Source organism: bacterium, from assembly GCA_035945995.1.
Classification (GTDB): Bacteria; Sysuimicrobiota; Sysuimicrobiia; order Sysuimicrobiales; family Segetimicrobiaceae; genus DASSJF01.
On sequence record DASYZR010000076.1, the window covers coordinates 1 to 23858 of the forward strand.

Sequence of the window (23858 nt, forward strand, 5' to 3'; positions counted from 1 at the left end):
GGGCCGGCGCACCGCCCTCGTGCTCGCGGCCGCGCGTCCCGTCGTGCTGGTGCCGCCGACCACCGACCGCGCGCGCCTCCGCGACGCGCTGGACCGCGCGCAGCCGTGGGACGTCGCGGGCGATCTGGCGGCGGCGGTGGACCTCGCCGCGGCCCTCGCGCCGGGGCCGCGGGCGCGCATCTTCGTCTGGACCGACGCCGCGCGGTCCCCCGTGCCGTCGCTGCCCACGGTGACCGGCCGCGTGCTCGGGACCGCGTCCGAGAACGTGGGGATCGTGGCGCTGCGGGTGGTCCGCGACGCCGGCTCCGCGCAGGCGCTCGTGCGCGTGACGAACTTCGGCCGGGACGCGGTCCGGGTCCCGCTCGCCGTGACCCGCGACACCGTTCCCGTGTACGGGGCCACGCTCGGGCTCCATGGGGGCGAAACGCGGACGGTGGTGTTTCCCGTCTCCCCCGGGCGGGGCCCCCGCGGGCGGGGCAGGCAGGCCGGTACCGACGTGCTGCAGGCGCGGCTCGGCGTGCACGATGCGCTCCCCGACGACGACACGGCCACCACGCTGCTCGACGCCGCGCCGCTCCCGTCGGTGCTCCTCGTCGGCCCGGACGATCCGCCGCTCGAGCAATTGCTGCGGGTCGCGCCGGTGGCCCGCGCCGCCGCGACCCGGGAGACCGATCCCGCCGCGTGGCGGGGGTACGACGTCGTGATTCTCGACCGCGTGCGCACGGGGCCGGTGCCGCCGGGCCGGTACCTCATCCTCGACACGGTGCCGCCCAATCTGCCCGCCGGCTCGTCCGGCGCCTTCGAGACGCCGGCGTTCGCGACCTGGGACCGTGAGGACCCCGTCCTCCGGTTCGTCGATTTCGGCGACGTGCACGTCCGCCGCGCCCTGCGCCTTGCCCCGGAGGCCGGCCGCGTGCTGGCCGCGGGACCGTCGCCGCTAGTGTGGGCGTACGACGACCACGGCGTGCGCGCGCTCGTGCTCGCGTTCGCGCTCGCGGATTCCGATCTGCCGCGGCACGTCGCGTTCCCGCTGCTGATCGCCAACGGTCTTGCGTGGCTCGGGGGCGACACCGGGGCGCTGCGGGCCGGCGAGACCGTTGAGCTGCCGGCGGCGGGGACTACCCAGGCGGCGGTCGTGCAGCCCGATGGCGCGCGCGTCGACGTCCGGGCGCGCGACGACGTGTTCTCCGTATCGCTGCCGCGCGCCGGCGTCTATCGCATCGTCACGGCCGCCGGCGAGCGCGCGTTGCCCGTCGCGGTGGGATCCGAGACGGCGGGCCGGATCGCGCCGGGGCAGGGCCCGGCCGGCCCGGAGGCTTCGCGGCCGCCGTGGGCCGCCGCGAAGCTCCCGGTGTGGCCGTGGTTCGTGCTGCTCGGGATCGCCGCGGCGCTCGGGGAGTGGACGCTTGCGACCCGGCGGCACGGCGGAGACGCCTGATGCCGTTCATCTCCTTCGCCCGGCCGCTCGCGCTGTTGCTCCTGCCCTGCGTCGTCCTCGTCCTTCGCTTGGGACGGCGCCGCGCCGGCCGGCGGTGGCGCACGGCCGCGCTGCTGCGGGCCGGCATGGTCGGCCTCCTCATTCTCGCCTTCGCCGGTCCCGCGGTGCGGGTGCCGGCCACCGGCGCCTCCGTCGTGTTCGTCGTGGATCGTTCGCTCAGCGTGACGGCCACCGGCGCGGGCGATGCCGAGGCGGCCTTTCTGCGCGCCGCCCTCGCCCGGATGCGGTCGGGGGACCGGGCGGGTGTGATTACGTTCGCGGGGCGGCCGGCGCTGCGCGTGCCCGTCGGCCCGCACCCCGCCGCGGAAGACCTCGGCGTGGGGCCGGAGCCGGACGCGACCGACATCGGCGCGGCGCTCGACTTGGCCCGCGGTGTGCTCCCGCCGGAGGGGACGCGGCGGATCGTCCTCCTAAGCGACGGCGAGGAGAACAGCGGTGACGCCGCGGCCGCCGCGCGCGCGGCGGCCGCGGCGGGCGTCCCGATCGATGCCGTGCCGGCCGGCGGCACGCCGGCCTCCGACGTGCTGGTGGATGACGTCGTCGCACCGCAGGAAGTCCGGCCGGGCGAACGGTACGAGATCCGGGCGGTGCTGCGCTCGACCGGCGCGGCCTCCGCCGCCGTCACGCTGCGCCGAGATGGGATCGCCAGCGCCGTGCGCCAGGTGTCGCTCGACCCCGGCCTGACGGCCGTCCGCTTCCCGGAGATCGCGCTCACACCAGGCCCCATCCGGTACACGGTCGACATCGAGGCGACGCCGGACACGGTGGCCGGCAACGATCACGGTGAGGCCCTCGTGGTCGTCCGCGGCCGTCCCCGGGTGCTGCTCGTGAGCGATGGGCCGCGCACGCTCACGGCCTGGCTGACCCGGCAGGGACTCGACGTCGAGCCGCGTCTGCCCGATGCCCTGCCGGCGTCACCGCTCGGGCTGGCGCCGTACGCCGGCGTCGTGTTGGATGACGTGCCGGCCACCGCGCTGAGCGCGGCGCAGCAGGACGCGCTCCGGACCTTTGTCGGCTCGGCCGGCGGCGGCCTCGCCGCGATCGGCGGCCCGCACAGTTTCGGCATCGGCGGATACGCCGGAACGCCCCTCGAAGCCGTCCTGCCGCTCAAGATGGACGTGCGGCAGACCGCCGCGCTGCCGACCGTCGCGATCGTGCTCGTCATCGACACGTCCGGCAGCATGGAAGCGTTCGGAACGGAGCTCGCCAAGGAAGAGCTGGCGAAGGAGGTGGCGGCCTCGGTCATCGACCACCTCGGCCCGCACGATCTCATCGGCGTCATCACGTTCGATCAGGAGTACCGGTGGCTCGTGCCGATGACGGAGGCGCGCTTTCGCGCCCGCATTCTCGACGAGGTCGCCCACATCCAGGCCGGGGGCGGGACCCTGATGTATCCTCCGCTCGCGGGGGCGCGCGCGGCGCTGCGCACGTCGCCCGCGCGTCTGCGGCACGTCATCGTGGTGAGCGACGGTCTCACCGATCCGGGCGACTTCCGCACGCTCGTGACCGACATGGCGCGCGACCGGATCACCGTGAGCAGCGTCGCCATCGGCAACGACGCGGACCGCGATTTCATGCGGAACCTCGCCCGATGGGGGCTCGGCCGCGCGTATTACGCGAAGGATCTCTACGCGATCCCGGAGATCTTCACGACCGAGGCCTTTTTGGCCATGCGGTCTTACCTCGTCGAAGCGTACACGCCGCTCGCGCGCGGCGGCCCGGCGCCCACCCTGGCCGGCCTGTCCGCGCCCCCGCCGATCGACGGCTACGTGGCCACGGTCGCCAAACCCGACGCGGACGTGGCGCTGCTGAGCCCCCGGCATGATCCGGTGGTGGCGACGTGGCAGTACGGGTTGGGCCGGGCCGTCGCCGTCACGTCCGACGACGGCGTCCGGTGGACCGCGAGGTGGGGAACCTGGCCGGACGTGGCGCGCTTCTGGTCGCAGACGGTTCGCTGGATGCTGCGGGACGAGGGCGCGGGGCTGTACGCGGCGACGGCGTCCCGCGGCGGCCGCGGCCGCGTCGCGCTCGAGGTCCGGCGCCCGGACGGGACGCCGTGGAGCGGGCTCACGGTGGCCGGCGACATCTCGACGCCTGGCGGGGGGCGGCGCGGCATTCCCCTCATCGAAACGGCGCCCGGCCGGTACGAGGGCGCCTGGCCGGCGGCCGTGCCGGGGACCTACACCGCCGTCCTCGCCGCGCGAAACGGAGCGGCCGTCGTCGGCACGCGGATCGCGGGTCTCGTCGTCCCGTATTCTCCGGAGCTGCGGCCGGCGGCGGGCGGCCCGGCGCTCCTGGCGAAAGTTGTCGAGACCACCGGGGGCGCCCTTCTTTCGAACCCGGGGGACCCGTTCCGGCCCGGATCCGGCAGCGGATCGCGGGACGCCTGGCCGCCGCTCGTGGCCGCCGCGCTCACGGCCCTCGTCGCGGAGGTGACGGTGCGCCGCGTGCCGGCGCTCGTCGACCGGCTGGCCGCGCTCGGCGGGCTGCTCGTGCGCCGGCGAGATGGCGCCGCGGCGACGCGCGAGGCGCGCGCCGGGGACGACGCGGCCTACGACGCGGCGGACCGGTGGGCCGCGGACGACGCGGCGCACGCCGAAGAAGATGCGCTGCGCGCGGCGTCCATGGAACACGCGGCCCGCCTGTACATCGCGCGGCTGCGCGCCGGCCGCCGCAACTGACCGGCGCCGGAAGACCGAGGCCGCAACGACCGGCGCCACTACCCAACGGATTGGCGGTTCGGCACTCCGAGGATCGCGAAGTGAGCGCGGGTTAGAGGCAGACCGTCAGCAACGCTTCGGGCCGCTCGAGCCGGTGGTCCGGGCATTCCCCCAACACGTCGTCGAGGTGCATGGTGCCCCACAGGGCCGCGGCGGTGCCCGCGCCGGCCCGCCGGCCGGCGGCGACGTCTACCACGCTGTCGCCGACCATGAGCGCGACCGCGGGCGCGACGCCGAGGCGGCGCGCGGCGAGCGCGACCGGCTCCGGATCGGGCTTGGGCCGGCGGACGTCCTCGTCGACGACGATCGCCTGACACCAGCGGTCCAATCCGAAGGTCCGCACCGCGGCGTCGGTGGTCGCGCGGCGCTTGGACGTCACGATCCCGAGCAGGTACCCGCGCGCGCGCAGCCCGTCGAGCACGGCCGGCACGCCCGGGAACAGCCGCGCGCGGTGATCGTGGAGCTCGAAATAGCGGCGCAGGTACAGCTGCGTCAACTCGTCCCCGCGGCCCGGCGCCAGGGCCTCGAAGCGTTCGCGGACCGGCCACGACCACGTGCGGAGCGTTTCCTCACGGTCGACGGTGCGGCCGAGCCCGGTTCGGCAGGCGTCCACGAACGACGTGACGATAAGATCGGCGCTGTCGAGCAGCGTGCCGTCGAGGTCGAAGAGCACGGCCCGGTAGGTGTGCGGCCCGGGCCCGCTCATCCGCGCCAGGCGTCTGCGGGACGGCCTTCCCACATCGCGGTGTAGAGGGACAGCAGCGGCTCCCGTTCGAGCGGCCGGGGGTTGTTCGGACGAGGATAACGGACGAGGCATTCGTCCACGAGTTCGGGGAGGCGCTCCCGCTCGAGGCCGAGGGTGCGCAGGGCCTCCGGCATGCCGACGTCGAGCCCGAGCGACTGGACGCGGCGCACGGCATCCCCCCCTGCGGGGGACGCCTCTGACTCCATAACATCGTGGCCCGCGCCTCTAGTTTCATGGTGGCCGGCGGCGGAGTCCGCCGGCAGTCCGCGGGCACGAGCCAGAGCGTCTTCGATCCGGCGCAGACGGTCCGCCGCGGCGTCGCGGCTGTACGCCATCGCGTACGGCAGGGCGAGCGCGCAGGAAAAGCCGTGCGGCAGGTGCAGCCGGTTCGCGATCGTGTACGCGATGGAGTGCCCGAGGATCATCCCGGCGTTGAGCGTGAGGCCGCCGAGATAGGCCGCGAGGAGCATCTGCGCCCGCGCCTCCGCGTTGCCGCCGTCGGCGTAGGCGCGCGGCAACGCGTCGACGATCAACCCGATCCCTTGGGACGCCGTGATGTCGGTGAGCGGGCCCGCGCCGGACGACAGCATGCCTTCCACGCAGTGGCTGAGCGCGTCGAGCCCGGTGTGCGCCGTGACGGTCTTCGGTAACGAGTGGGTCAATCGCGGATCGAGCAGCACGCCGGCGGCCAGGAGATGCGGATGGCTGTTGGCGAACGCCTTGCGCCCGTCGTGGGTGATCACGGCGTTCTGGCTGGCCTCCGCGCCGGTTCCCGCGGTCGTGGGGACGAGCACGGTCGGGATCGACGGCGCACTGAACCGTCGGCCGACCTCGTGCGTGTACTCGAGCACGCCGCCCGGGTTCCGGGCGAGGGCCGCGGCGAGTTTGGCAACGTCCATCACGCTGCCCCCGCCGACGCCGCAGACGAGCACGGGAGACAGCCGGCGCGCGAGCGCGGCCGCGCGGTCGGCGACCTCGGCGGTGGGTTCGCCCGGGATGTCGGCGAAGCGCTCGAGCGTGAACCCGGCCGCGGTCAGGCCGTCCGCCACGGCGCGCGCGAGGCCGAGCCGGTCGACCACGGCGTCCGTGACGAGCAGCGCCGCACCCGGTGCGATCCCGAGTTCCGCCACGCACTCGCCGATGCGCGCGACGGCGTCCTCACCGTACCAGAGACGGCTCGGACCGCGAAACGGACGCGGGGGACTGGGCGGCATCGACGGCGCGGACACGACGACCTCCTCGGACTGACAAGAAACGCGCGCGGCGGGCCACGGCGCCCCGCCGTGCAGCGGTCGCGTTGACCCGTCGTCGCCACGGATGATACCATCGGGTCGGCCCAGGGTAAAGGAGGCATGGCGGGTGGCGCAGGCGGAGGTCGGAATATTCGGGGGGTCCGGTTTCTATTCGCTCCTCGATGGCGCGCGAGAACTGAAGATCGAAACGCCGTACGGTGAGCCGTCGGACGTCGTCATGGTCGGCGAGCTGGCCGGCCGTGCCGTCGCCTTCCTGCCGCGGCACGGCCGCTCCCACCGCCTGCCTCCGCACCGGATCAACTACCGGGCGAATGTCTGGGCCATGAAATCGCTCGGCGTGCAGTGGCTGATCGGTCCGTGCGCGGCCGGCAGCCTCCAGCCGGGCGTGCGCCCGGGGGACTTCGTGGTGTGCGACCAGTTTGTCGACCGGACGTGGGGCCGCGCCGACACCTTCTACGACGGGCCGGTGACCACCCACGTTTCGGCCGCGGATCCCTATTGTCCGACGCTGCGGCGCCTGACCGTCGAGGCGGCCGCCGCCCTCGGCATTCCGGTGCGCGATCGGGGGACGGTGGTGGTGATCCAAGGCCCCCGATTCAGCACCCGGTCCGAAAGCCGGTGGTTCCGGAACCAGGGGTGGGAGGTCATCAACATGACCAACTATCCCGAGTGCATCCTGGCGCGCGAACTCGAGTTGTGCTACGTGAACATTTCGCTGATCACCGACTACGACGTCGGGGTCGAGGGCGATCCGTCGGTCGATCCGGTCAGTCACGACGCGGTGCTTCGCGTGTTTCAGGAGAACAACGACCGGCTGCGCGGGTTGCTGCGGGCGCTGGTCGAGCGCCTGCCCCGCACCCGGGAGTGTTCCTGCGCCCGCGCGCTCGCGACGGCGCGCATCGAGTAGGAGAGGGGGGCCGTGGCGGTGCTGGTGCGGGACCGAACCGGGCGCGGCACGGGCATGGCGGTGTTCGGGATCGGCGTGCTGCTGCTGCTCGTGGTGTTCTATCTCGCGTATCTCGAACTCGTGGCGTCGGGCGCCCTGGCCGGCACGGCCGGCGGGCGGTCGTTCGGCGACACGGCGCTGTTCATCGCGGCGAAGGGCCTGTTTCTGTTTTTGCTCGGGTTCGTCGCCTCGGCGATCGCGAATAAGGGCATTGCCCTGTATCAGGCCGCCGGGGGGCAGGACGTGGAGTAAGCGGCGCGCCACAGGAGGCCTATCATGGAATTGGATGTGGCAGTGCGAACGGCGGACGGCGTGACGGTCGTGGACGTGGCGGGCGAGGTGGATCTCTACACGGCGCCCCGGCTGGAGGAGGCGCTCGCCAAGGCCTCAGGCCGCACGCCGCCGCTCATCGTCGTGAACCTCGGCCGGACGACGTATCTCGACAGCACCGCGCTCCGCGTGCTCACGGCGATGTTCAAGCGGGTGCGGGAACGTCAGGGCGAGATGGCGATCGCCGAGGTCCAGCCGAAGATCGCCAAGCTCTTCACGCTGACCGGGCTGGATCAGGTGCTGCCGATCTGTTCGACCGAACGCGAAGCCCTCGAGAAAGTCCATCAGCCGCCGGCCGCGACGTAGCGGCGGTCCGCGACGCGGTCGCGCGGAGGCAGGCCGTCCATGACGCGCCGCACCGGGATCCGCGGTAAGATCGCCGCGGCGATCCTGCTGTGCATGATACCCGTGCTCCTGCTCGCGGTGGTGCTGTACGGCGAGCGCAACACGGATCGGCGCAGCACCGTCGTGCGGACCCAGGAGGATCTGGCCCGGGCCCTGGCCGCGGACGTCACCGCCTTCTTCGCCTCGGCGGTGCACACCGAACGCGACGCCGGCGCCGCCGTCACCGGACAGCCCTATCCCCTCAGCGGCGTGGCGCAACTGTTCGCGGCGATTCGCGCCGGCGACCCGGCGTTTCTGGGCCTCGTGCTGGCCCGGCCAGACGGGCACGTCGAGGCGGGCGATCCCGCCCCCGCCCCCAAGGCCACGCTGATCGACCACGACGTCGTGGCGCGTGTGCGCGGCGGCGCCGCGTGGGCGGTCGGGCCGCCCCACCTCGTCGCGGGGCGTCCCGTTGCGGAAGTGGCGGTCGGGATCACCGAGAATCAGCGCCTCGTGGCCGTGGTGGACGGCGTCGTCGATCTGAGCCGCCTGCCGGCGTCCGCGCCGGTCGCGACACCGAGCGCCGACGCGATCGTGCTCGACGGCGCGGGCGACGTGGTGGTCGATCTGCGGAGCGGCGCCCGGACGCCGGGCGGCCTCCGCGCGCTGCCCGCGGTGGCCGCGGCCCTGAACGGCCGGAGCGCCTACATTCAGGCGTACCGCGACCCGCTCACGGGACGGCCGGACATCGGCGCGGCGGTGCCGATTTCGTCGATCGGGTGGGCCGCGCTGGTGCTCGTCCCGGAGGCGTCGGCCTACGAGCCCGTCCGGCGGGAGGCCCTAATCGAGCTCACCTGGCTGCTGGCGTACGTCGGCCTCGGCCTCGGCCTGGCGTGGGTGCTCGGCGGCGAGCTGAGCGCGCCGATACAGGCGCTCGTGCGCGGGGCCCGCCGCATCGGCCGCGGCGAAGTCGGCTACCGGGTGCCGGTGCGGCGGACCGACGAGCTCGGCGAGCTCGCCGGCGCCTTCAACGAGATGAGCGCGCAACTCGAGCGCTCTGTCAGCGAAATGAACGCGCTGCAGGCCGTGAGCGACGCCGCGCTGTCGACCGTGCGGCTGGACGAGCTGCTGCCTCCTCTCGTGCAGCGCATCGTCGCCGCGCTGGGCGGCGACAGCGGAGCGGCCTGGTTCGTCGACGATACCACGGGCGAGTTGGTGGCACCCGAGGCCTTCGGCGGCGACGTCCCGGGCACGGCCCGCCGTCTCCAGCCCGGGGAAGGGCTCGCCGGACGCACGGCGCTCGGCTACCGCGCGGTGCAGGTGGCCGACCCCGATGCCCTGCGCGCGATCGACGAGGACCTCGCGGCGCACGGGGTGCAGGCCGCGCTCAGCGTCCCGCTCCGCGCCGGCGGCCAGGCCATCGGAGTCGTTCAGGTCCTCTCGCAGCGGGCGCGCGAGTTCGGACCGCGCGACGTCCGGCTGCTCGAGACGTTTGCGGACCGGGTCGCGCTCGCGGTGGACAACGCGCGCGCGTACGAGCGGCAGCAGGAGATCGGCCGGATCATTCAACAGGCCCTCATGCCGGCGCCGAGCGTTCGGCTGCCCGGCGTGGCGGTCGCCGGCCGCTATCAACCGAGCCGCGAGGTCGGCGGCGACTTCTACGCGGTGCTGCCGCTCGCGGACGGCCGCGTCGGGCTGGCGATCGCCGACGTCGCGGGCAAGGGGATTCCCGCCGCCACGCTGGCGGCGCGGACGCGGTATCTCCTCGAGGCGCTGGCGCTCGACGGCCGCGACCCGGCCGACGTGTTGGGGCGCCTCAACGCCGTGCTGGCCCGCGATCCGAAGACGAACCTCTTTGTGAGCCTCTATTACGCGGTGCTCGATCACACCGCTGGGCGCCTCCGGTTCGCGAGCGCCGGCCACCTGCCGCCGGTGCTGCTCCGCGCCGGCGCGGCCGACGCGGTGCCCGTCGAGTCCACGGGGCTGCTCTGCGGCATCCTTCCGGAGGCCCGGTACGAGTCCCTGGAGACCGCGATCGGCCCCGGCGATCTCCTGGTGCTGTTCACGGACGGGCTCACCGAGGCGCGCCGCGCCGACGGCGAACTGTTCGGGGAGCAGCGGCTGGCCTCGGTCGTCGCGTCCGCGCGGGACGGCACGTCCGACGAAGTCGCGGATACCGTGATGGAGGCGGTCGCCGCGTGGGCGGGGACCGCCGGGCCCCGCGACGATCGCGCGCTCGCGGTCGTGCGCGTCCTGCCGCGCGGCGCGGCGACGATTTTCGGCACGGCCGATCGCCCGGCCGCCGTCGTGCGGTGAGGCCGCCAGCACCGCCCCTGGACCGTTCGCGGGGCCCGGCGGTCCCCCTCGCCCGGGGGTCTCGATCGTCGCGGGGATCGCGGAGCGCCCGGAGGAGTGCACCGGCGGCGGGGGCCGAAGACGGTGAGAAGCCGGTGGGTGAGCGCCTCTCGATCTTGGTTTATGAAGATGGCGAACGACGCCTAGCCGCGCATTCCATCCACACAGAGACTTACCGGGGACCGACGCGGTGTTGGGGGCCGGGATTGTCCGGCCCCCACATTTGGTAGCAAGCCACGATGGCCCGGCGGGCGATGCTAGAGTTGGATCACGAGGTGTGCCCGCACGACGTCACCGTTGCGCGTTGTCGCCACGATGTCCAGGTGCCAGCCGCCCGGTTCGAAGTCACCGTCGGAGTAGACGTGCCCGGGGCCCTCGAGGAGGACCGGCAGCGACACGGGACGCCTCGCGGCGGGTGCGCCGTCATGACCCGCAGGGGCCGCCCGATCAGGAACGCGGTCACGGCCAGGGCCGCGGCGCCGGCGACGGTGCGTCCTCGACGGGCGTTCGCGCCGGAGTTCTGTCGCATGCGCTACTTGGCCGGCAGAACCTTGATGACGCCCACGGCGCCTTTGCTGGTGAAGGCAAAGGCGTGCGTGACGAAGGGATACAGTCCCGGCTGATCGATCGTCAGCTCGAACGTCGCGCCCCCACCCGGCGGAATGGTGTAGGTCTGAATGCCCCGCAGCACGTTCGCGGGGTTCCCGTCGACGTACACCTTGTCGAAGATCCAGCCGATCACGTGGAAGGCCGAGAATAGCGTCGGCCCGGCGTTCAGCACGTACAGGCGGATGCGCTGGCCGGCCCGCACGACGAGCGGGTGCTCTTGGTACTGATCGGCGACCCCGTTGAACACCACGTAGTCGGGCTTCACGTCCAGCACCTTCTGCGCGTCGGGCTGGTAGGTGTTGTTGGGGCCGGGCCGGACGTAGAACTCACTTTCGATGAGCCCGAACTCCTTGGCCGGCGGCAGCGGCGTCCTGGGATCCACGATGACGGCCCCGTACATGCCGCTGCTGATGTGCATGAACGCCGGCGGCGTGCCGCAGTGGAACATGAACACGCCCGGGTCCTTCGCGATGAAGCTGAAGTTCAGATTCTTCCCCGGAGCCACCGGCTGGTACCAGACGTTCCACGGCGTCGTCGCCGCATGGAAGTCGACCGAATGTGCCATCGGCGTCTTGTTCAGGAACGACACCCGGACCTCGTCACCCTGTCGCACGTGGATCAACGGCGCCGGCACGGAGCCGTTGAAGGTCCACAGCGGCACGCGCACACCGGGAGCGATCTCTTGGACCTGGTCCTTGGCGACCACCGTTACGTGCTTGACGTGCTGCGGCCCCGCCGGCGGCACTGTCGCGTCGTACACGCCGTTCTCGCCGTTCTGGGCCGACACGGGCGGCGCGCCCGGGAGCGCGAGCAGCGCGGCGCTCGCGATGACCGCCAGCGTCAGAGCCCCCTGACGAGTGCGTCGATTCGCACGAGAGTTCATCATGGTCTCCCTCCTCCAAGGGCGAATCTCGACGCCGCTCCGGGCTCATTCCGGTCCCGGGCGAGGTCGGCAAGCATGATCCCCGCCATCAGCTCCATCACCTGCGGTCGTACGGTTTTCCACGTCCCATGCAATAGGCAGGGGTGATCCTCGGCGCACGCGTGGCTCCAGAAGACGCAGCGCGTGAACAGGTCCCGCCCTTCGATGCCTTCCAGGATCTCGCGAACGTTGATCTCCTGAGGAGTTCTGGCAAGCGCGTAGCCCCGCTGCCGTCCCCGGTGCGACCGCAGGACGCCGTGCCGGGTCAACTTGCGGAACGTCTTCGCGAGAAACATCCGCGGCAGCGTCTGTGCGTCGGCGACGGCTTTGACCGTCGCCACGGTCCCGGGACGCTGCTGCGCCAGGTACGTCATACCGGCTAACCCGTATTCGCTTTCACGATTGAGCTTCATCGACGCCCCCGAGTGCGCAGACTCAAAAGACCTTTATGGTCTCAATGACACAGATATCAAGCGTTCTTGTCGAATGCATCGGAGCCGGACCCGATTTTGCATCGGGTCCTCGCCCGGCGGGGCCGCCCGCGCGCCGTTGCCTGACCGTGCGGCGTTTGCGCCGGAACAAAGACGCCGAAGCGTATCCGTCGTACAGTGCATGGCGGACGAGCCCGTCGCCGCGGCCCGGCTGAGGGGAGGAGCAACCCTATGAGGTCGTACCGGACGGCCGTCGCGTTTCGACCCGATCGCTTCAATCCCGTTCCGATCGCGCAGAGCGAACGCGCGAGAGTGCTGTTGGCGTGCCTCGAACCCGGGCAGTTCATCCCCGTTCACCAACCGGCGGTCGACGTCACGATCGCGGTGTTGGAGGGCGAAGGAACGCTCGTCGTGGGCGACCGCGAGGCATCGGTCGGACCGGGAGCCATCGCGTTCGCACCGGCGGGAACAGCCCGAGGGCTTAAGGCCGCCACCCGGCTCGTCGTCCTCAACGTCGTCACCCCGCCGCCGACCGACGCCGATCACGCCGAGGTTGCCGCGGGGCTCCGACGCGGGCGCTGGCGCTGAGTTCGAGGGTGAGCGCCGGCCGGGTCCGTCTGCCACTGGTCGCCCTCGGGATGCTGGCGTTGCTGGCCGGCCTGTGGGCGGGACTGATCCGGATTGGGTGGGCGGTGCCGCCGCTGCAGGCGGCCCTGGCGTCGGCTCATGGGCCGCTCATGGTGTCGGGCTTTCTGGGAACGGTGATCGGCCTCGAGCGGGCGGTGGCGGTGCGCCACCCCATCGCGTACGCCGTGCCCCTGATGAGCGGCTTGGGCGGCCTCGGCTTGGTCCTCGGTGTCCCCGCGCCGGCGGCGCCGTTGCTGATGACGATGGCGAGTGCCGGGCTGGTGGCGATCTTCGCGTCCGCCTTCCGGTCCCGTCCGGCCCTCTTCACCGGAGTCATGGGCGCCGGCGCGATTGCCTGGCTCGTCGGAAACGCCCTTTGGCTTTCCGGCGTGCCGATCTACGGCGCGGTCTCGTGGCTCGGAGGCTTCCTCGTGCTCACTATCGTAGGCGAACGCCTGGAATTGAGCCGCCTGGCCAGGCCGGGGCGGCTGAGCCGGGATATCTTCCTCTTTGCCGTCACCGTCTATCTGGCCGGGCTTCTCCTAACGTTGCGCGCCCCGCAGATCGGCCCGCGCCTCGAAGGGCCCGGGATGCTCGGCCTCGCCCTGTGGCTGCTGCGTTTCGACATCGCGCGGCACACGGTCCGGCAAACCGGACTCCCCGGGTTCATCGCGGTGAGCCTGCTCTCAGGCTACGTCTGGCTGGGAATCAGCGGGAGCCTGTGGATCCTCTTCGGTGGATCGGTTGCCGGCCCGCTCTACGACGCGACGTTGCACGCCCTGTTCTTGGGCTTCGTGTTCGCCATGATCTTCGCGCATGCACCGATCATCCTGCCGGCGGTGTTGGGCGGTCCCGTTTCGTATCGCGCGAACTTCTACGGGCCGCTCGCGCTTCTGAATCTCTCCTTGATCGTCCGGCTCTCTGGGGACCTCGGAGGATCGGGCGAAGCCCGGCGGTGGGGCGGTCTGTTGGGCGTCGTGGCCATACTGGCGTTTGTGGCCAACACCGTGCGGACCGTACTGGAAACCCGGCAGGCTCACCGCGGCCACTGATGGTCTGGTACATCCTCGTCGTGTCGCTGCACATCCTCGCCGCGTGCGTGTGGATCGGCGGGATGGCTTTTCTCGCAGCCGCGGTCCTGCCCGTACTCCGCCGGCCCACGTACGAGACCGTGGCCGCGTCCCTCATCCACGCCGTCGCCGTTCAATTCCGCTGGATCGCATGGGCGGCGCTCGGCCTGCTGGTCGCCACGGGGATCGCGAACCTGCATTTTCGTGGATACGGCTGGGCGGAGGTACGAAACGGATCCGTGTGGCAGAGCGGGTTCGGCCGTGTCCTCGGCGTCAAACTCGTGCTCGTCGCGCTGATTCTGGTCATCAGCGCGTGGCACGACGTCGTGGTGGGCCCTCGGTTTACCCTCGCGGCGCGGGAGGACCCCCGCTCGTCCCGCACGCGGCGCCTTCGCCGCCTGGCAGCGTGGATCGGACGGCTGATGCTCATTCTCTCGGTTGCCATCGTGGCGCTCGGGGTCATGCTCGTCCGCGGCGTCCCACAGTAGGTCACCACCCGAGCCGCTCCTTGAGCTCGCGGGACATCATCTGGGGCTCCCAGGGAGGAGTCCAGACCAGGTCGACATCGACGCCGGCGACGTCGGGCAGAACGCCGACCGCCTGTCGCACGGCGTCGGGAATCATCTCATTCATCGGGCACAACGGCGTGGTCAGCGTCATCGTCACGAACACCCTGCGCCCGATCACCTGCACGTCGTACACCAGGCCCAGGTCGACGATGTTCGCGCCGAGCTCCGGGTCGACCACTCCACGCAACGCGTCTTGTACGTGTTCCGATGTCACCATCGGTCGTTCCCCTCCGTCCGCCGCGGCCTACGTCCGGCCGACGCGCACTCTCCAGACCTCCGGCCCTTGCTCCAGATACGTCCAGGTGAACGCTCCCGGCTGCTCCGCCTGGAATTGGTAGTAGAGCGGCTTCGGATCGTGATCGTTGACGAGGATGAAGGCGCGTCCCGGACCGAGCGTACCGAACGTCTCGAAGATGATGGTGTGACGCCGGGCCGGCGGCAGCGACCGAACATCGAGGGTGGCGTCTTCGTTCGTGGGGGCGCGCTCGGGCGGAGCCTCGTGCATCCGCGCGATAATCCGCTGCTGCTCGGCCTCCGGCACATACTGCGCAAGCAGCGCCATGTAGACCTGTTCTTCCTTCTCCAAGTGCACCTCGAACAACGCCTGCAGTTGCCAGGCCAGGCGCGTCAGGTCCCGGGTGACCTCGCCGCGCCCGGCCTGCCCGGCACTCCTCAGGCGTCCCGCCGCTTCCTCGAGAGCCCGGACGTACCCCTCGATTGCCCGATGATCCAGCCGCATCGTGGCGGTGGCCATGCCGTGCGCCCTGAGGAGCGGCTCGACCGCGGGGTACAGGTGTCGGTCCTCGCCAGCGGCGTGGGGCAGCAGCTCGGTGCGGAGAAAGCGAATGAGCGGCGCGGGATCGGCGCCCGGCGGGCTTTCGGTCAGCGCGGCGACCCGCTCCGCCATCGTCCGGGCCAGTTCCTCATGATGGCGCCGCAATGCGTCTCGTGCCGTCGTTGTCGTCATGGCTGTCCCTCCCAATCACTCGGGCGACGTTCCGGATCCGGCCGGCGAGCGGTTGTCGGCGATCGCGTCGAGCCGCTCCGGTTGGACGATCAGCAGGCGCTCCCGGCCGGCCTCCACCACGCCGAGCTCTTCCCACCGGCTGACAATGCGGCTCGCGGTGTACAACGTCGTTCCGGTCAGCTCCGCGAGGTCCTGCCGCGACAACGGCAGATCGATCAGCGTCCCGCGGTCCACACGGCGTCCGACGTGCGCCGCCAGGCGGCGCAGCGCCCGCGCCAGGCGCTGCTCCACCCGCTCCACCGTCAGTTCGGTCACTCGATTCTGCAGTTCGTGCACGCGCGCGATCATGAGGTGCAGCGTGTTCAGCGCAATGGACGGGTACCGCGCCAGCAGGCGCATCATCGCCGGACCTTCCCACGCGAACGCATCGCTCCGCTGCATTGCCTCGGCCGATACCGGGTACACGGTGTCTCCCCAGGCCGCGATGCCGCCAAAGGCCTCCCCGGGCCAGACCATGCGATGGATGACTTCCTCGCCGTCGGCGTGGAGCTCGGCCAGCTTGACCTCCCCGGTCAGCAGCACGAAGATCAGTGTCGCCGAGTCCCCCTGGCGGAAGAACAGCCCGTGAGGCGTAACGGCGCGGTGGCGGGCCGCCGCGGCGACCGCGCGGAACTGGGCTGCGGTCAGGCCCTTGAGCAGCGGGGAGGACACCAGCAGAGCGGTCAACCGGTCGCGCTCCGCCCGTTTGGCTCCGGCGCCGCTGGAACCGGTTGTCTCCCGACGGGCACGTCGCATCGGCCCCCCTGGCCTGCCGGCGGATCTCCGTCACGTCTCGGAGAAGGCATCGCGACCGTGATCAAGAGCGTGCAATCCTCGAGCGCTTCCGCGGCGTGCGCCACGCCGGCGTCCACCGCCATGAGGTCTTCCGCGGCGAGGACGAGATTTCCCCGGCGCGTGCTCACCGTGAGCCGGCCGGAAAGGATGTGGATACTCGCCGGTCCGGTAATGTGATGCTCGGCAAGCACGGCACCCTTGCGGAGGGCCACCACCGTGACCCGAAGCGGCCCCTCCTTGACGAGGGTCTTGGCCGCGCGACCGGCGGCCGCTGCGGCGGCCGCCGCCTGCAGCGGACGTCCTTCCGTGCCGAGAGCAAACCGCAGCGTCTCGGCGTGCAGACGGTGGGTCCGGAGATAGTGCGAGACGTTTCCGTCCGAGCTCGTCTCCGCGTCCTCGACGGCGGCGGCTCGTGTGACGGTGGGCGCGACGCTCCGCCGCGCGGCCCATTCCGCCCCCAGCGCCTCGCGCGTCTCCCGCGAGATCCGTTCCCTCGCCATCGGGAAGAGCGTCTGCTCCTCGCCCAAGAAGTGCTGCCGGGCCAACCCGAGCACGCCCAGCAGGTCACCCTGTGCCTCGGTCTCGTCGACGGCCGCGCGGCACGCCTCGAGCCCGCGGTCGATCTCCTCGTGCATCAGGCGCATGCCCAGCAGGGCCGGTGAGCCGGCCCCGAGCGCCGGCTCCAGGGCCGTGAAGAGCAGTTCGTCCTCGAGGCGCGCGTGCGACTGAAGCGCGGCGGCGAGCAGGTCCGCTTGCGCCTTGAGCGCGCTCAGCGGCAGCTGCGGAGCCGCCGCCTCCAGATAATCGAACTGGGCGGACAACGCTCCGTGCTCGCCCAAGAGTGCCTCGATGATGTCCATGCGTCTTCCCTCCGCGGATGTGTCCGCCGCCAGCATGTCACCGTGGGGGGCCGCGGTCTTTGTGCCGGCGCAAATTCGGGCCTGGGGGGCTGCGCGTACCGATCGCCGCAGGGGAAGCCGTGCCGGTCGAGTGTTCCTCCACGGGGTTGCGCTCGATGTCCAGGCTGTCCGCCGCAACGCGGGGACCCGGCGGGTGACACATGAACCTGAACGTTACCTTGAAGCGCGCCTACGACGCACCGTCGCGCGCCGACGGTCCGAAAGTGCCCGTCGACCGCGTGTGGCCCCGGGGCATCTCCAAAGAGCGGCTCCAGATCATTTGCGTGGCTCAAGGAGCTTGGCCCAAGTGCCGCCGCGGTCCTCCGCGATCGGGAGGACGGCCACGAGTTTCTGCTCCAGCGATTGCGTTGTTTGGGAACGCTCCTGCGCGTTCGCGGAGCCGCCGGCAGGTAAGGCACAGCGCGGTGTACTCGAGCCAGGTGACTGGCTTGGCGCGCTGGCGACCCACGGCTATTCCGGTGCTTCCAGCGCCCGGGCGACCACGTACCCGATGTCGCCCGTGGCGCGGGCAAACGCCGCGGCGACGTCTTGGTAGAACCGCATCGCCGCCATGGGGCGGGCCGGGCGCGTCGAAACTCCGGGGCGGGGCGCTGCGTCCCGGACCGGGAGCGCTGCGAGTTCCCGGCGCAGCACGTCGCGAGTCACGGTGAACTGGTCGCAGGTGGCGACCGCCTGAGCGATCAGGACGCTGCCGAGGTCGAGCAACGCCGCGCGGCCGCGCCCGTCCGGTTCCGCGAGCGACGCGACATACTCCCACCCGTGGCGATCACAGTGCACGATGCACCAGGACTTGTCGCGGGGGAATAGAGTCGGACCGATCCGCGTAAACAAGATGGTAGGTGGCGCGCCGCGCCACCGCTCATTTTTTTGAAAAGCTTCAGGAGGGAAGCAATGCGTATTCACGTCTGCAAGGAATGCGGGAAAGCACGGCCCCGGCTTGCCATCGAGCAGGGGGACGAGTTCTGCTCCACCACTTGCGCCAGACGACACTACGGAACGACTCCGGTTCGAGATACGCTGATCCGGGTCCCGAACCAAATCTGGAAAGGGCGTCTGAAGCGAATTTCATAAGTGGAATTCGAACTACGAAATGCCGCTTAAGCATTCAAGGCGAGGTTCGTGAGGCGGACGGCCCTGGGGCAGGTCAAATGCGCGGGTCGATAGTTGTCGACGACATAAGACCCTCTTGGGATGACCGATAATCAGGCCGGGCTCCGGCGCCCACGCGGGCGCCGTCGTCGGGGATGGGCCCCGGATTTACTAGCGCAGACGCGAGACAAGCAGGGCCGCCGCCAGCAGCAGTCCGGTCCGCGCGTGCAGGCGCGCCGTGTCCCGCAGATACCGCGTGAGGAGCACCGGATCCGTGGCCCGGCTCATGCGCCGCACCAGCGCGGCGGCGGAGGGGGCGGTCAGGAACGCGGCGAGGGCCGGCGGCGGCAGCGCCCGCACGGCGACCCCCGCCGCGACGGCGAGATACGCGACGGCGACGAGCGTCGCGTATTCGATCCGCGTTCCGCGATCACCGATCAGGGTGGCGAACGTCCGCTTCCCTTTGCGGCGGTCCTCGTCCAGGTCGCGCAGATTGTTCACGACGAGGATCGCCGTCACGAGCGTGGCCAGCGGAACCGATGCCCACCCGGCCCCGGCGCTCAGGGCGCGCGTCTGCACGAAATACGCGCCGAGCACAATCACCGGGCCCATGAAGAGACAGACGGTCGCGTCGCCCAGGCCGACATAGCCGAGCGGCAGCGGGCCGCCCGTATAGCCGTACGCGGCGAGGACGCTCAGGACGCCGGCCGCAAGCACCGGCCAACCCGCGATGGCAGCCAGCCACAGGCCGAGCGCGCTCCCGAGCCCCAGGAGCGCCAGTCCGCCGGCGCGCACCGTGCGCGGCGGCAGGAGGCCGTGTTGAATCACGCCTCCGCCGAGGCCGGAGCCGGCCGGAGAGTCGATGCCGCGCGCGTGGTCGTAGTAGTCGTTCACCATATTGGTCCCGGCCTGAATGGCGAGCGCGCCGGCGAACGCGGCGGCGAAAACCGCGGCGTCGAAACGGCCGTCGCGCGCGGCCGCCGCCGTCCCGACCAGGACGGGCGTGGCCGCGGCGGTCAATGAATACGGCCGCGCGGCGCGCCACCACGCGGCGAGGCGGGGCGTCACCCGGCGCTCGGCGTCTCGCCGGCGCGCGGGTCGGCGCCGATACTGCGCAGCAACAACGTCTGCAGGTCGGGCAGGCGGTCCATCACGCGGCCGTCTCCGGCGACCAGCCACTGCGTGATGATCTCGTTCAGTGTCCCGAGCCATGCCTGGGCCGCCAGGGCGGTGTTCTGGGCCGGAATCGAACCCTCGGCGACGGCGCGATCGAGGTGGCCCTTGATGACCTCGGCGAAGCGGCGGTGAATTTCGAGGCGCTTCTGCTCGAGTTCCGGACTCAGCCCCACGGCCTCGACGAGCAGGATCTTGACCAGATCCCGGTGCGCCTCGGCCGTTGCCAGGACGACGGCGAGCGCCGCTTCGACTTTGCCGAGTCCGCCTGCCTCCTCCGCGATCGCGGTCTGGACGCCGGCTTCGATCATCGCGCCGAGCGCATCCATCAAGGTGAGAAAGAGGTCCTGCTTGCTCGAAAAGTAATGGTAGAAGGCGCCCTTGGACGTTGCGGACTCCGCCACGATGTCATCGACGGCCGTGCCGTGATACCCCTTGGCCGCAAACACTTCCATCGCCGCCTGCACCAGGCGATCTCGAGTCGGGGTGGCCGCGGTCGAACGGCGGGCGGCGCGGATGGGCAGGGTGGCCTCCGGTGCTGCGGCACTACGCGCGATGTAGACCGACGCGTCGGTCGCACCCATCGTAGAGACCAGGGCCTTCTGTGTCAATGCGCGAACCCGTTCACGGCGTTGACGCTATTTTGCGCCTATGATATAGTGCCACTACAAGTAGAAGCCATCCGCTTCTCACCTCATGACGCGCGGCGCGCTGTCGATGAGGTACCGCACGATCGAGGCTGTGCGAAGGGGTGGCATCGCCACCTCTTTTTTGTTTGAGCGTCTAAGGGGGCTGAGGGTTTATCGACCGAGAGATCAGGATTAACGATCGGATTCGGGCCCGGGAGGTCCGGTTGATTGGCGACGGCGGCGAGCAGCTCGGCGTCGTCCCGACGCGCGACGCGCTGGCAAGGGCGCAGGAGGCCGGGGTCGATCTCGTTGAGGTCGCTCCGACGGCGAACCCGCCGGTATGCCGGATCATGGACTTCGGAAAGTACAAGTACGAACAGGCGAAGCGGGAGCGGGTCGCCCACAAGAAATCCAAGACGTCGGGTCTGAAGGGGATGCGGCTCAGCCCCAAGATCGGGCAGCACGACCTGGAAACGAAGACGCGGGCGGTGATCAGCTTTCTCCGGGACGGCGACAAGGTCCGAGTCTCGATGTGGTTCCGGGGGCGGGAGATGGCGCATCCGCAGGTGGGCGAACAGATCCTTCGGCGAATGGCGCAGCAGCTGGCCGACGTGGGGGTCGTGGAGCGGCCGCCGCTCATGGAGGGCCGCAACATGATCATGATCATGGCGCCGAAGAAGAGTTGAGGGGGACACGATGCCGAAACTGAAGACACACCAGGGTACCGCCAAGCGGATACGCGTGACGGCCCGGAAGCGGCTGTTGCGGGGCCGCCAGCTCGGCGGGCACCTTATGGTCGGCAAGTCTCCCAAGCGCCGGCGCTCGCTGCGGGCCGTGCGGGAGGTCGACGCGACCGACCGCGCACGCCTCGAGCGGCTGCTACCGTACCGCTAGAACGGCGGCCGGCACCGTCCTGACGGCGGGCGACACGACAGGGGGATGTATCGATGGCACGGGTGAAACGAGGGGTGTCGGTTGGCCGCCGGCACCACAAGATCCTCAAGCTCGCGAAGGGCTACTGGGGCAAGAAAAGCCGCTGGTTCAAGCTCGCGAACCAGACGGTCCACCGTGCCCTGCAGCAGGCGTACGCGCACCGGCGCGCGCGCAAGCGGGATTTTCGGCGGCTCTGGATCGCGCGGATCAACGCCGCCGCCCGCATTCACGGCACCTCGTACAGCCGTCTGATTTGCGGCCTCCGCCGAGCCGGGATCGAAGTGAACCGCAAGGTGCTCGCGGACCTGGCGGTACGGGACGATCGCGCCTTCGAGGCGCTCGTCAAGCGCGCGCAAACCGACAAGTAGGCGCAGACCTCGTACGTCGGTCATCTCAAGCCGGCACAATCCGCTGATCCGCGATCTGCGCGCCACGGTGCGGGCGCCGAGCCGCCGCTCCGGGGTGTGCGTGATCGAAGGGTGGCGGCTGCTCGAGGCGGCAATTGCCGCGGGCGTGCACCTCGATAGTCTGGTCCTCACCGAAGAGGCGGCGGCGGATCATGCGGCGGCCGCCGTGCGCGACGCGGCGCGTGTGCAGGCCGGCCGCGAACTCGTCGTGACGACCGAGGTCTTTGCCGTCCTCACGCAGGTCCCGGCGCCCCAGGGCGTGCTCGGGATCGCGCCCCGGCCCCGCGACGTCTCGCCGGTGCCGCCCCGGGATCCACAGACCCTCGCCGTGGTGCTGGACGCGGTGCAGGACCCGGGGAACGTCGGCACGATCATCCGCACGGCCGTGGCGTGTGGGGCGACGATCGTCATCGCCTGCGCGCCGTCGGCCGACCCGTTCGGCGCGAAGGCCCTGCGGGCGTCGGCCGGCGCGGCGTTCCGGGTGCGCATCGCCGACGCCGGCTCAGCCGGCGAGGCCGCGGCGGCGCTGCGATCGGCGGGAGTGCGGCTCATCGTCGCCGACGCGCACGCCCCGACCCCGGCGGCCGGCATCGACTGGTCGCGCCCGCTGGCCCTCGTGCTCGGCGGCGAGGCGGCCGGTCCCGCGCTGGTGTGGCGCGACTACGGCGCGACCGCCGTCCGGGTGCCGGTGCCCGGTCCGGTCGAGTCGCTGAACGTCGCCGCGGCGGCGGCCGTGCTGCTCTATCAGGCCGCGGGGATCCTGGGCCCGCGGTGAGCCGTCCGGGCGCGCGCACCGCTGTGTGCTATACTAGGGCGGACGTTCCAGTCCGCTTCGCGACGGCAAGACCCTTCGAGATCGCGTGGGGCAGTCCGTCGCAGCATGACGGGGAGGCGTGGTGGAAATCGCGTGGACGCCGGAGGGCTTCTGGCGTCTGTTCGAGGCGACCGGCTCCATCTGGGCGTACCTGATCTACCGGGATCTCGTAGCCGGAGAGGGCCGCTGGGTGCTGCCGATCCTGAACTGAGCCCGCCGTCCGTCGCAGCCGCGTAGCCGCCCGCCGCACTCCCGTCCTCGGGATGGGAGTGCGGTTGCTGTTTCGTGGGCGCCCGCACCGCACGGGAGGATGCCGTGGAGCACGTGACCTGGATTGACGAGATCCGCGCGCAGGCGGCCCGGGACATCGAGACCGCGAAGACCGAGGAGGCGCTGGAAGAAGCACGGGTCCGGTACCTCGGCCGCTCGGGCCGCATTACCCGCGCGTTCCGGAACGTCGCGGCGGCCGCCGCCGAGGAGCGCCCACGGCTGGGCCAGGCGCTGAATGTCCTCAAGGAGTACGTCGAGGAGGCGCTGATGCGCCGGCGCGACGCGCTCGGGCAGGCGGCACGCGCGACGCTGGCCGTCGCCGAACGCCTCGACGTCACCCTGCCCGGCCGCCCGCTCGCCCGCGGCCGCGGCCACGTGCTCGCGCGGACGGCGCAGGAGATCGGGGAGATCTTTCGCGGCATGGGGTTCGACATCGCCGACGGCCCCGAAGTCGAGCACGACCACGACAACTTCGAGCGGCTCAACATCCCGCCGTATCATCCGGCCCGCGACGCGCAGGATTCGTTCTATCTCGGCGACGGCTGGCTGCTGCGCACGCACACCACCGTCGTGGACGTCCACGTGATGGATGCGCGGCGGCCGCCGATGCGGGCCGTGGCCACCGGCCACTGCTACCGGCGGGATCCGGTCGACGCCAGCCATTCGCCGATGTTCCAGCAGATCGACGGGTTCATGGTGGACGAGGGGATCCGGTTCTCGGACCTCAAGGGGGTGCTCTACGAGTTCGCGCGGGCCTACTTCGGGCCGAGCACGCGGGTGCGCTTCGTGCCGTCGTACTTTCCCTTCACCGAGCCCAGCGCGGAGATGGCGATCGGTTGCGTGATGTGCGGGGGGACGGGGTGTCCGGTCTGCAAGCGGTCGGGGTGGCTCGAGATTCTCGGATGCGGCATGTTCCATCCGCGCGTCCTCGAGATGGCCCGCATCGATCCGGAGCGGTATACGGCCTTTGCCTTCGGCATCGGCATCGAGCGGTCCGCGATGCTCAAGTACCGCATCGACGACATTCGCCTCTTCTACGAAGGCGACGTGCGGTTCTTGCGCCAGGTATAGGCATGTGGAGCCCGACCGACGCGTTCTGAAGGAGCCGCACCGTGCGCGTTCCGCGTGAGTGGCTTGAAGCGTACGTCGACCTCGGTGACATCGCGACCGAGACGGTGGTGGAACGCCTCGCGACGGTCGGCCTGCCGGTCGAAGCCGTCGAGCCGGTGGGCGACGACACCGTTCTTGACGTCGAGGTCACCTCGAACCGGCCGGACTGTCTGTCCATCATCGGCATCGCTCGGGAGGCGGCGCTGCTCTTCGGCCGCGAGCTGCGCCTTCCCGTCGGGCTCGAAGGGGCCGCCGCGGTGCGCGTCCGTCGCCCGCCGCAGGCGCGGCGGCGCGCCGCGGCGCGCGGTGGCGG

28 protein-coding genes are annotated in these 23858 nt (G+C 71.2%); 16 read left to right on the forward strand and 12 right to left on the reverse strand.

Going from position 1 to position 23858, the window contains the following annotated elements:
* Positions 1-1438 (forward strand): VWA domain-containing protein (locus VGZ23_07960; GenBank protein HEV2357528.1); only part of this gene is annotated, 1438 nt, incomplete at its 5' end.
* Positions 1438-4179 carry a VWA domain-containing protein gene (locus VGZ23_07965; protein HEV2357529.1) on the forward strand — a complete coding sequence of 914 codons (2742 nt, stop codon included), beginning with the start codon at positions 1438-1440 and terminating at the stop codon, positions 4177-4179. The genes VGZ23_07960 and VGZ23_07965, both read left to right, overlap by 1 nt.
* Positions 4180-4270: 91 nt before the next feature.
* Here VGZ23_07965 and VGZ23_07970 read toward each other — a convergent pair whose 3' ends face one another.
* Both VGZ23_07970 and VGZ23_07975 read right to left on the reverse strand, forming a co-directional pair.
* Positions 4271-4924 carry an HAD-IA family hydrolase gene (locus VGZ23_07970; protein ID HEV2357530.1) on the reverse strand — a complete coding sequence of 218 codons (654 nt, stop codon included), beginning with the start codon at positions 4922-4924 and terminating at the stop codon, positions 4271-4273.
* A complete protein-coding gene (locus VGZ23_07975; protein HEV2357531.1) occupies positions 4921-6192 on the reverse strand; it encodes an iron-containing alcohol dehydrogenase in 1272 nt (423 codons plus the stop codon). The genes VGZ23_07970 and VGZ23_07975 overlap by 4 nt, the downstream gene beginning before the upstream one ends.
* Positions 6193-6322: 130 nt before the next feature.
* On the opposite strand from VGZ23_07975, the gene VGZ23_07980 reads away from it, so the two are divergent.
* From VGZ23_07980 to VGZ23_07995, 4 genes are read left to right on the forward strand one after another with little or no spacing between them, the layout of a single operon-like run.
* Positions 6323-7123: an S-methyl-5'-thioadenosine phosphorylase gene (locus tag VGZ23_07980; GenBank protein HEV2357532.1), complete on the forward strand. Its 801-nt coding sequence runs from the start codon at positions 6323-6325 to the stop codon at positions 7121-7123.
* A gap of 12 nt (positions 7124-7135) precedes the next feature.
* Positions 7136-7414, forward strand: coding sequence for a hypothetical protein (locus tag VGZ23_07985; GenBank protein ID HEV2357533.1), 279 nt, complete (start codon positions 7136-7138; stop codon positions 7412-7414).
* A gap of 24 nt (positions 7415-7438) precedes the next feature.
* Entirely contained in the window at positions 7439-7798 is a 360-nt protein-coding gene (locus tag VGZ23_07990; GenBank protein ID HEV2357534.1) for an STAS domain-containing protein, read from the forward strand.
* A gap of 39 nt (positions 7799-7837) precedes the next feature.
* Complete coding sequence (locus tag VGZ23_07995) at positions 7838-10132, forward strand: SpoIIE family protein phosphatase (protein HEV2357535.1); 2295 nt, start codon at positions 7838-7840, stop codon at positions 10130-10132.
* 296 nt (positions 10133-10428) lie between these two features.
* Here the strand turns inward: VGZ23_07995 and VGZ23_08000 are convergent, their stop codons facing one another.
* From VGZ23_08000 to VGZ23_08010, 3 genes are all read right to left on the reverse strand, one after another.
* Positions 10429-10569: a hypothetical protein gene (locus VGZ23_08000; protein ID HEV2357536.1), complete on the reverse strand. Its 141-nt coding sequence runs from the start codon at positions 10567-10569 to the stop codon at positions 10429-10431.
* 134 nt (positions 10570-10703) lie between these two features.
* Positions 10704-11666, reverse strand: a complete 963-nt coding sequence (locus tag VGZ23_08005) for a multicopper oxidase domain-containing protein (protein ID HEV2357537.1) — start codon at positions 11664-11666, stop codon at positions 10704-10706.
* Positions 11663-12115 (reverse strand): Rrf2 family transcriptional regulator, encoded by a 453-nt coding sequence (locus VGZ23_08010; protein HEV2357538.1) that lies wholly within the window; start codon positions 12113-12115, stop codon positions 11663-11665. Before VGZ23_08010 ends, VGZ23_08005 begins: the two co-directional genes overlap by 4 nt.
* A gap of 249 nt (positions 12116-12364) precedes the next feature.
* Here VGZ23_08010 and VGZ23_08015 point away from each other — a divergent pair, with 249 nt between their 5' ends.
* Genes VGZ23_08015 through VGZ23_08025 form a run of 3 tightly spaced genes read left to right on the forward strand, consistent with a single transcriptional unit; the run spans position 12365 to position 14318 of the window.
* On the forward strand, positions 12365-12721 hold the full coding sequence (locus VGZ23_08015; protein ID HEV2357539.1) for a cupin domain-containing protein: 357 nt from the start codon (positions 12365-12367) through the stop codon (positions 12719-12721).
* Between the two features lie 8 nt (positions 12722-12729).
* Positions 12730-13812, forward strand: a complete 1083-nt coding sequence (locus tag VGZ23_08020) for a hypothetical protein (protein ID HEV2357540.1) — start codon at positions 12730-12732, stop codon at positions 13810-13812.
* Complete coding sequence (locus VGZ23_08025; GenBank protein ID HEV2357541.1) at positions 13812-14318, forward strand: CopD family protein; 507 nt, start codon at positions 13812-13814, stop codon at positions 14316-14318. The genes VGZ23_08020 and VGZ23_08025 overlap by 1 nt, the downstream gene beginning before the upstream one ends.
* A 1-nt stretch (position 14319) precedes the next feature.
* Here VGZ23_08025 and VGZ23_08030 read toward each other — a convergent pair whose 3' ends face one another.
* From VGZ23_08030 to VGZ23_08060, 7 genes are all read right to left on the reverse strand, one after another.
* Positions 14320-14616 (reverse strand): metal-sulfur cluster assembly factor, encoded by a 297-nt coding sequence (locus VGZ23_08030; protein HEV2357542.1) that lies wholly within the window; start codon positions 14614-14616, stop codon positions 14320-14322.
* Between the two features lie 27 nt (positions 14617-14643).
* Positions 14644-15366: a DUF2249 domain-containing protein gene (locus VGZ23_08035; GenBank protein ID HEV2357543.1), complete on the reverse strand. Its 723-nt coding sequence runs from the start codon at positions 15364-15366 to the stop codon at positions 14644-14646.
* 15 nt (positions 15367-15381) lie between these two features.
* The gene (locus VGZ23_08040; GenBank protein HEV2357544.1) at positions 15382-16092 is read right to left on the reverse strand and encodes a Crp/Fnr family transcriptional regulator; all 711 of its coding nucleotides are present in this window, start codon (positions 16090-16092) and stop codon (positions 15382-15384) included.
* Positions 16089-17060 carry a hemerythrin domain-containing protein gene (locus tag VGZ23_08045; protein ID HEV2357545.1) on the reverse strand — a complete coding sequence of 324 codons (972 nt, stop codon included), beginning with the start codon at positions 17058-17060 and terminating at the stop codon, positions 16089-16091. The genes VGZ23_08040 and VGZ23_08045 overlap by 4 nt, the downstream gene beginning before the upstream one ends.
* A 510-nt stretch (positions 17061-17570) precedes the next feature.
* Positions 17571-17897 (reverse strand): hypothetical protein, encoded by a 327-nt coding sequence (locus VGZ23_08050; GenBank protein HEV2357546.1) that lies wholly within the window; start codon positions 17895-17897, stop codon positions 17571-17573.
* A gap of 483 nt (positions 17898-18380) precedes the next feature.
* Positions 18381-19277: a 1,4-dihydroxy-2-naphthoate octaprenyltransferase gene (menA, locus tag VGZ23_08055; GenBank protein HEV2357547.1), complete on the reverse strand. Its 897-nt coding sequence runs from the start codon at positions 19275-19277 to the stop codon at positions 18381-18383.
* The gene (locus VGZ23_08060; protein ID HEV2357548.1) at positions 19274-19966 is read right to left on the reverse strand and encodes a TetR/AcrR family transcriptional regulator; all 693 of its coding nucleotides are present in this window, start codon (positions 19964-19966) and stop codon (positions 19274-19276) included. The genes menA and VGZ23_08060 overlap by 4 nt, the downstream gene beginning before the upstream one ends.
* 236 nt (positions 19967-20202) lie before the next feature.
* Here VGZ23_08060 and infC point away from each other — a divergent pair, with 236 nt between their 5' ends.
* The 7 genes from infC to VGZ23_08095 all read left to right on the forward strand — a co-directional run.
* Positions 20203-20697 (forward strand): translation initiation factor IF-3, encoded by a 495-nt coding sequence (gene infC, locus VGZ23_08065; protein ID HEV2357549.1) that lies wholly within the window; start codon positions 20203-20205, stop codon positions 20695-20697.
* A 10-nt stretch (positions 20698-20707) separates the two neighbouring features.
* Positions 20708-20905 (forward strand): 50S ribosomal protein L35, encoded by a 198-nt coding sequence (gene rpmI / locus VGZ23_08070; protein ID HEV2357550.1) that lies wholly within the window; start codon positions 20708-20710, stop codon positions 20903-20905.
* Positions 20906-20958: 53 nt separating this feature from the next.
* Positions 20959-21312 (forward strand): 50S ribosomal protein L20, encoded by a 354-nt coding sequence (gene rplT / locus VGZ23_08075; GenBank protein ID HEV2357551.1) that lies wholly within the window; start codon positions 20959-20961, stop codon positions 21310-21312.
* A gap of 100 nt (positions 21313-21412) precedes the next feature.
* Complete coding sequence (locus VGZ23_08080; GenBank protein ID HEV2357552.1) at positions 21413-22126, forward strand: RNA methyltransferase; 714 nt, start codon at positions 21413-21415, stop codon at positions 22124-22126.
* A 121-nt stretch (positions 22127-22247) separates the two neighbouring features.
* Positions 22248-22376, forward strand: a complete 129-nt coding sequence (locus VGZ23_08085) for a hypothetical protein (GenBank protein ID HEV2357553.1) — start codon at positions 22248-22250, stop codon at positions 22374-22376.
* A 104-nt stretch (positions 22377-22480) separates the two neighbouring features.
* Complete coding sequence (gene pheS / locus VGZ23_08090; protein ID HEV2357554.1) at positions 22481-23506, forward strand: phenylalanine--tRNA ligase subunit alpha; 1026 nt, start codon at positions 22481-22483, stop codon at positions 23504-23506.
* A 41-nt stretch (positions 23507-23547) separates the two neighbouring features.
* Positions 23548-23858: hypothetical protein (locus VGZ23_08095; GenBank protein ID HEV2357555.1), on the forward strand; the 311-nt coding region annotated here is incomplete at its 3' end.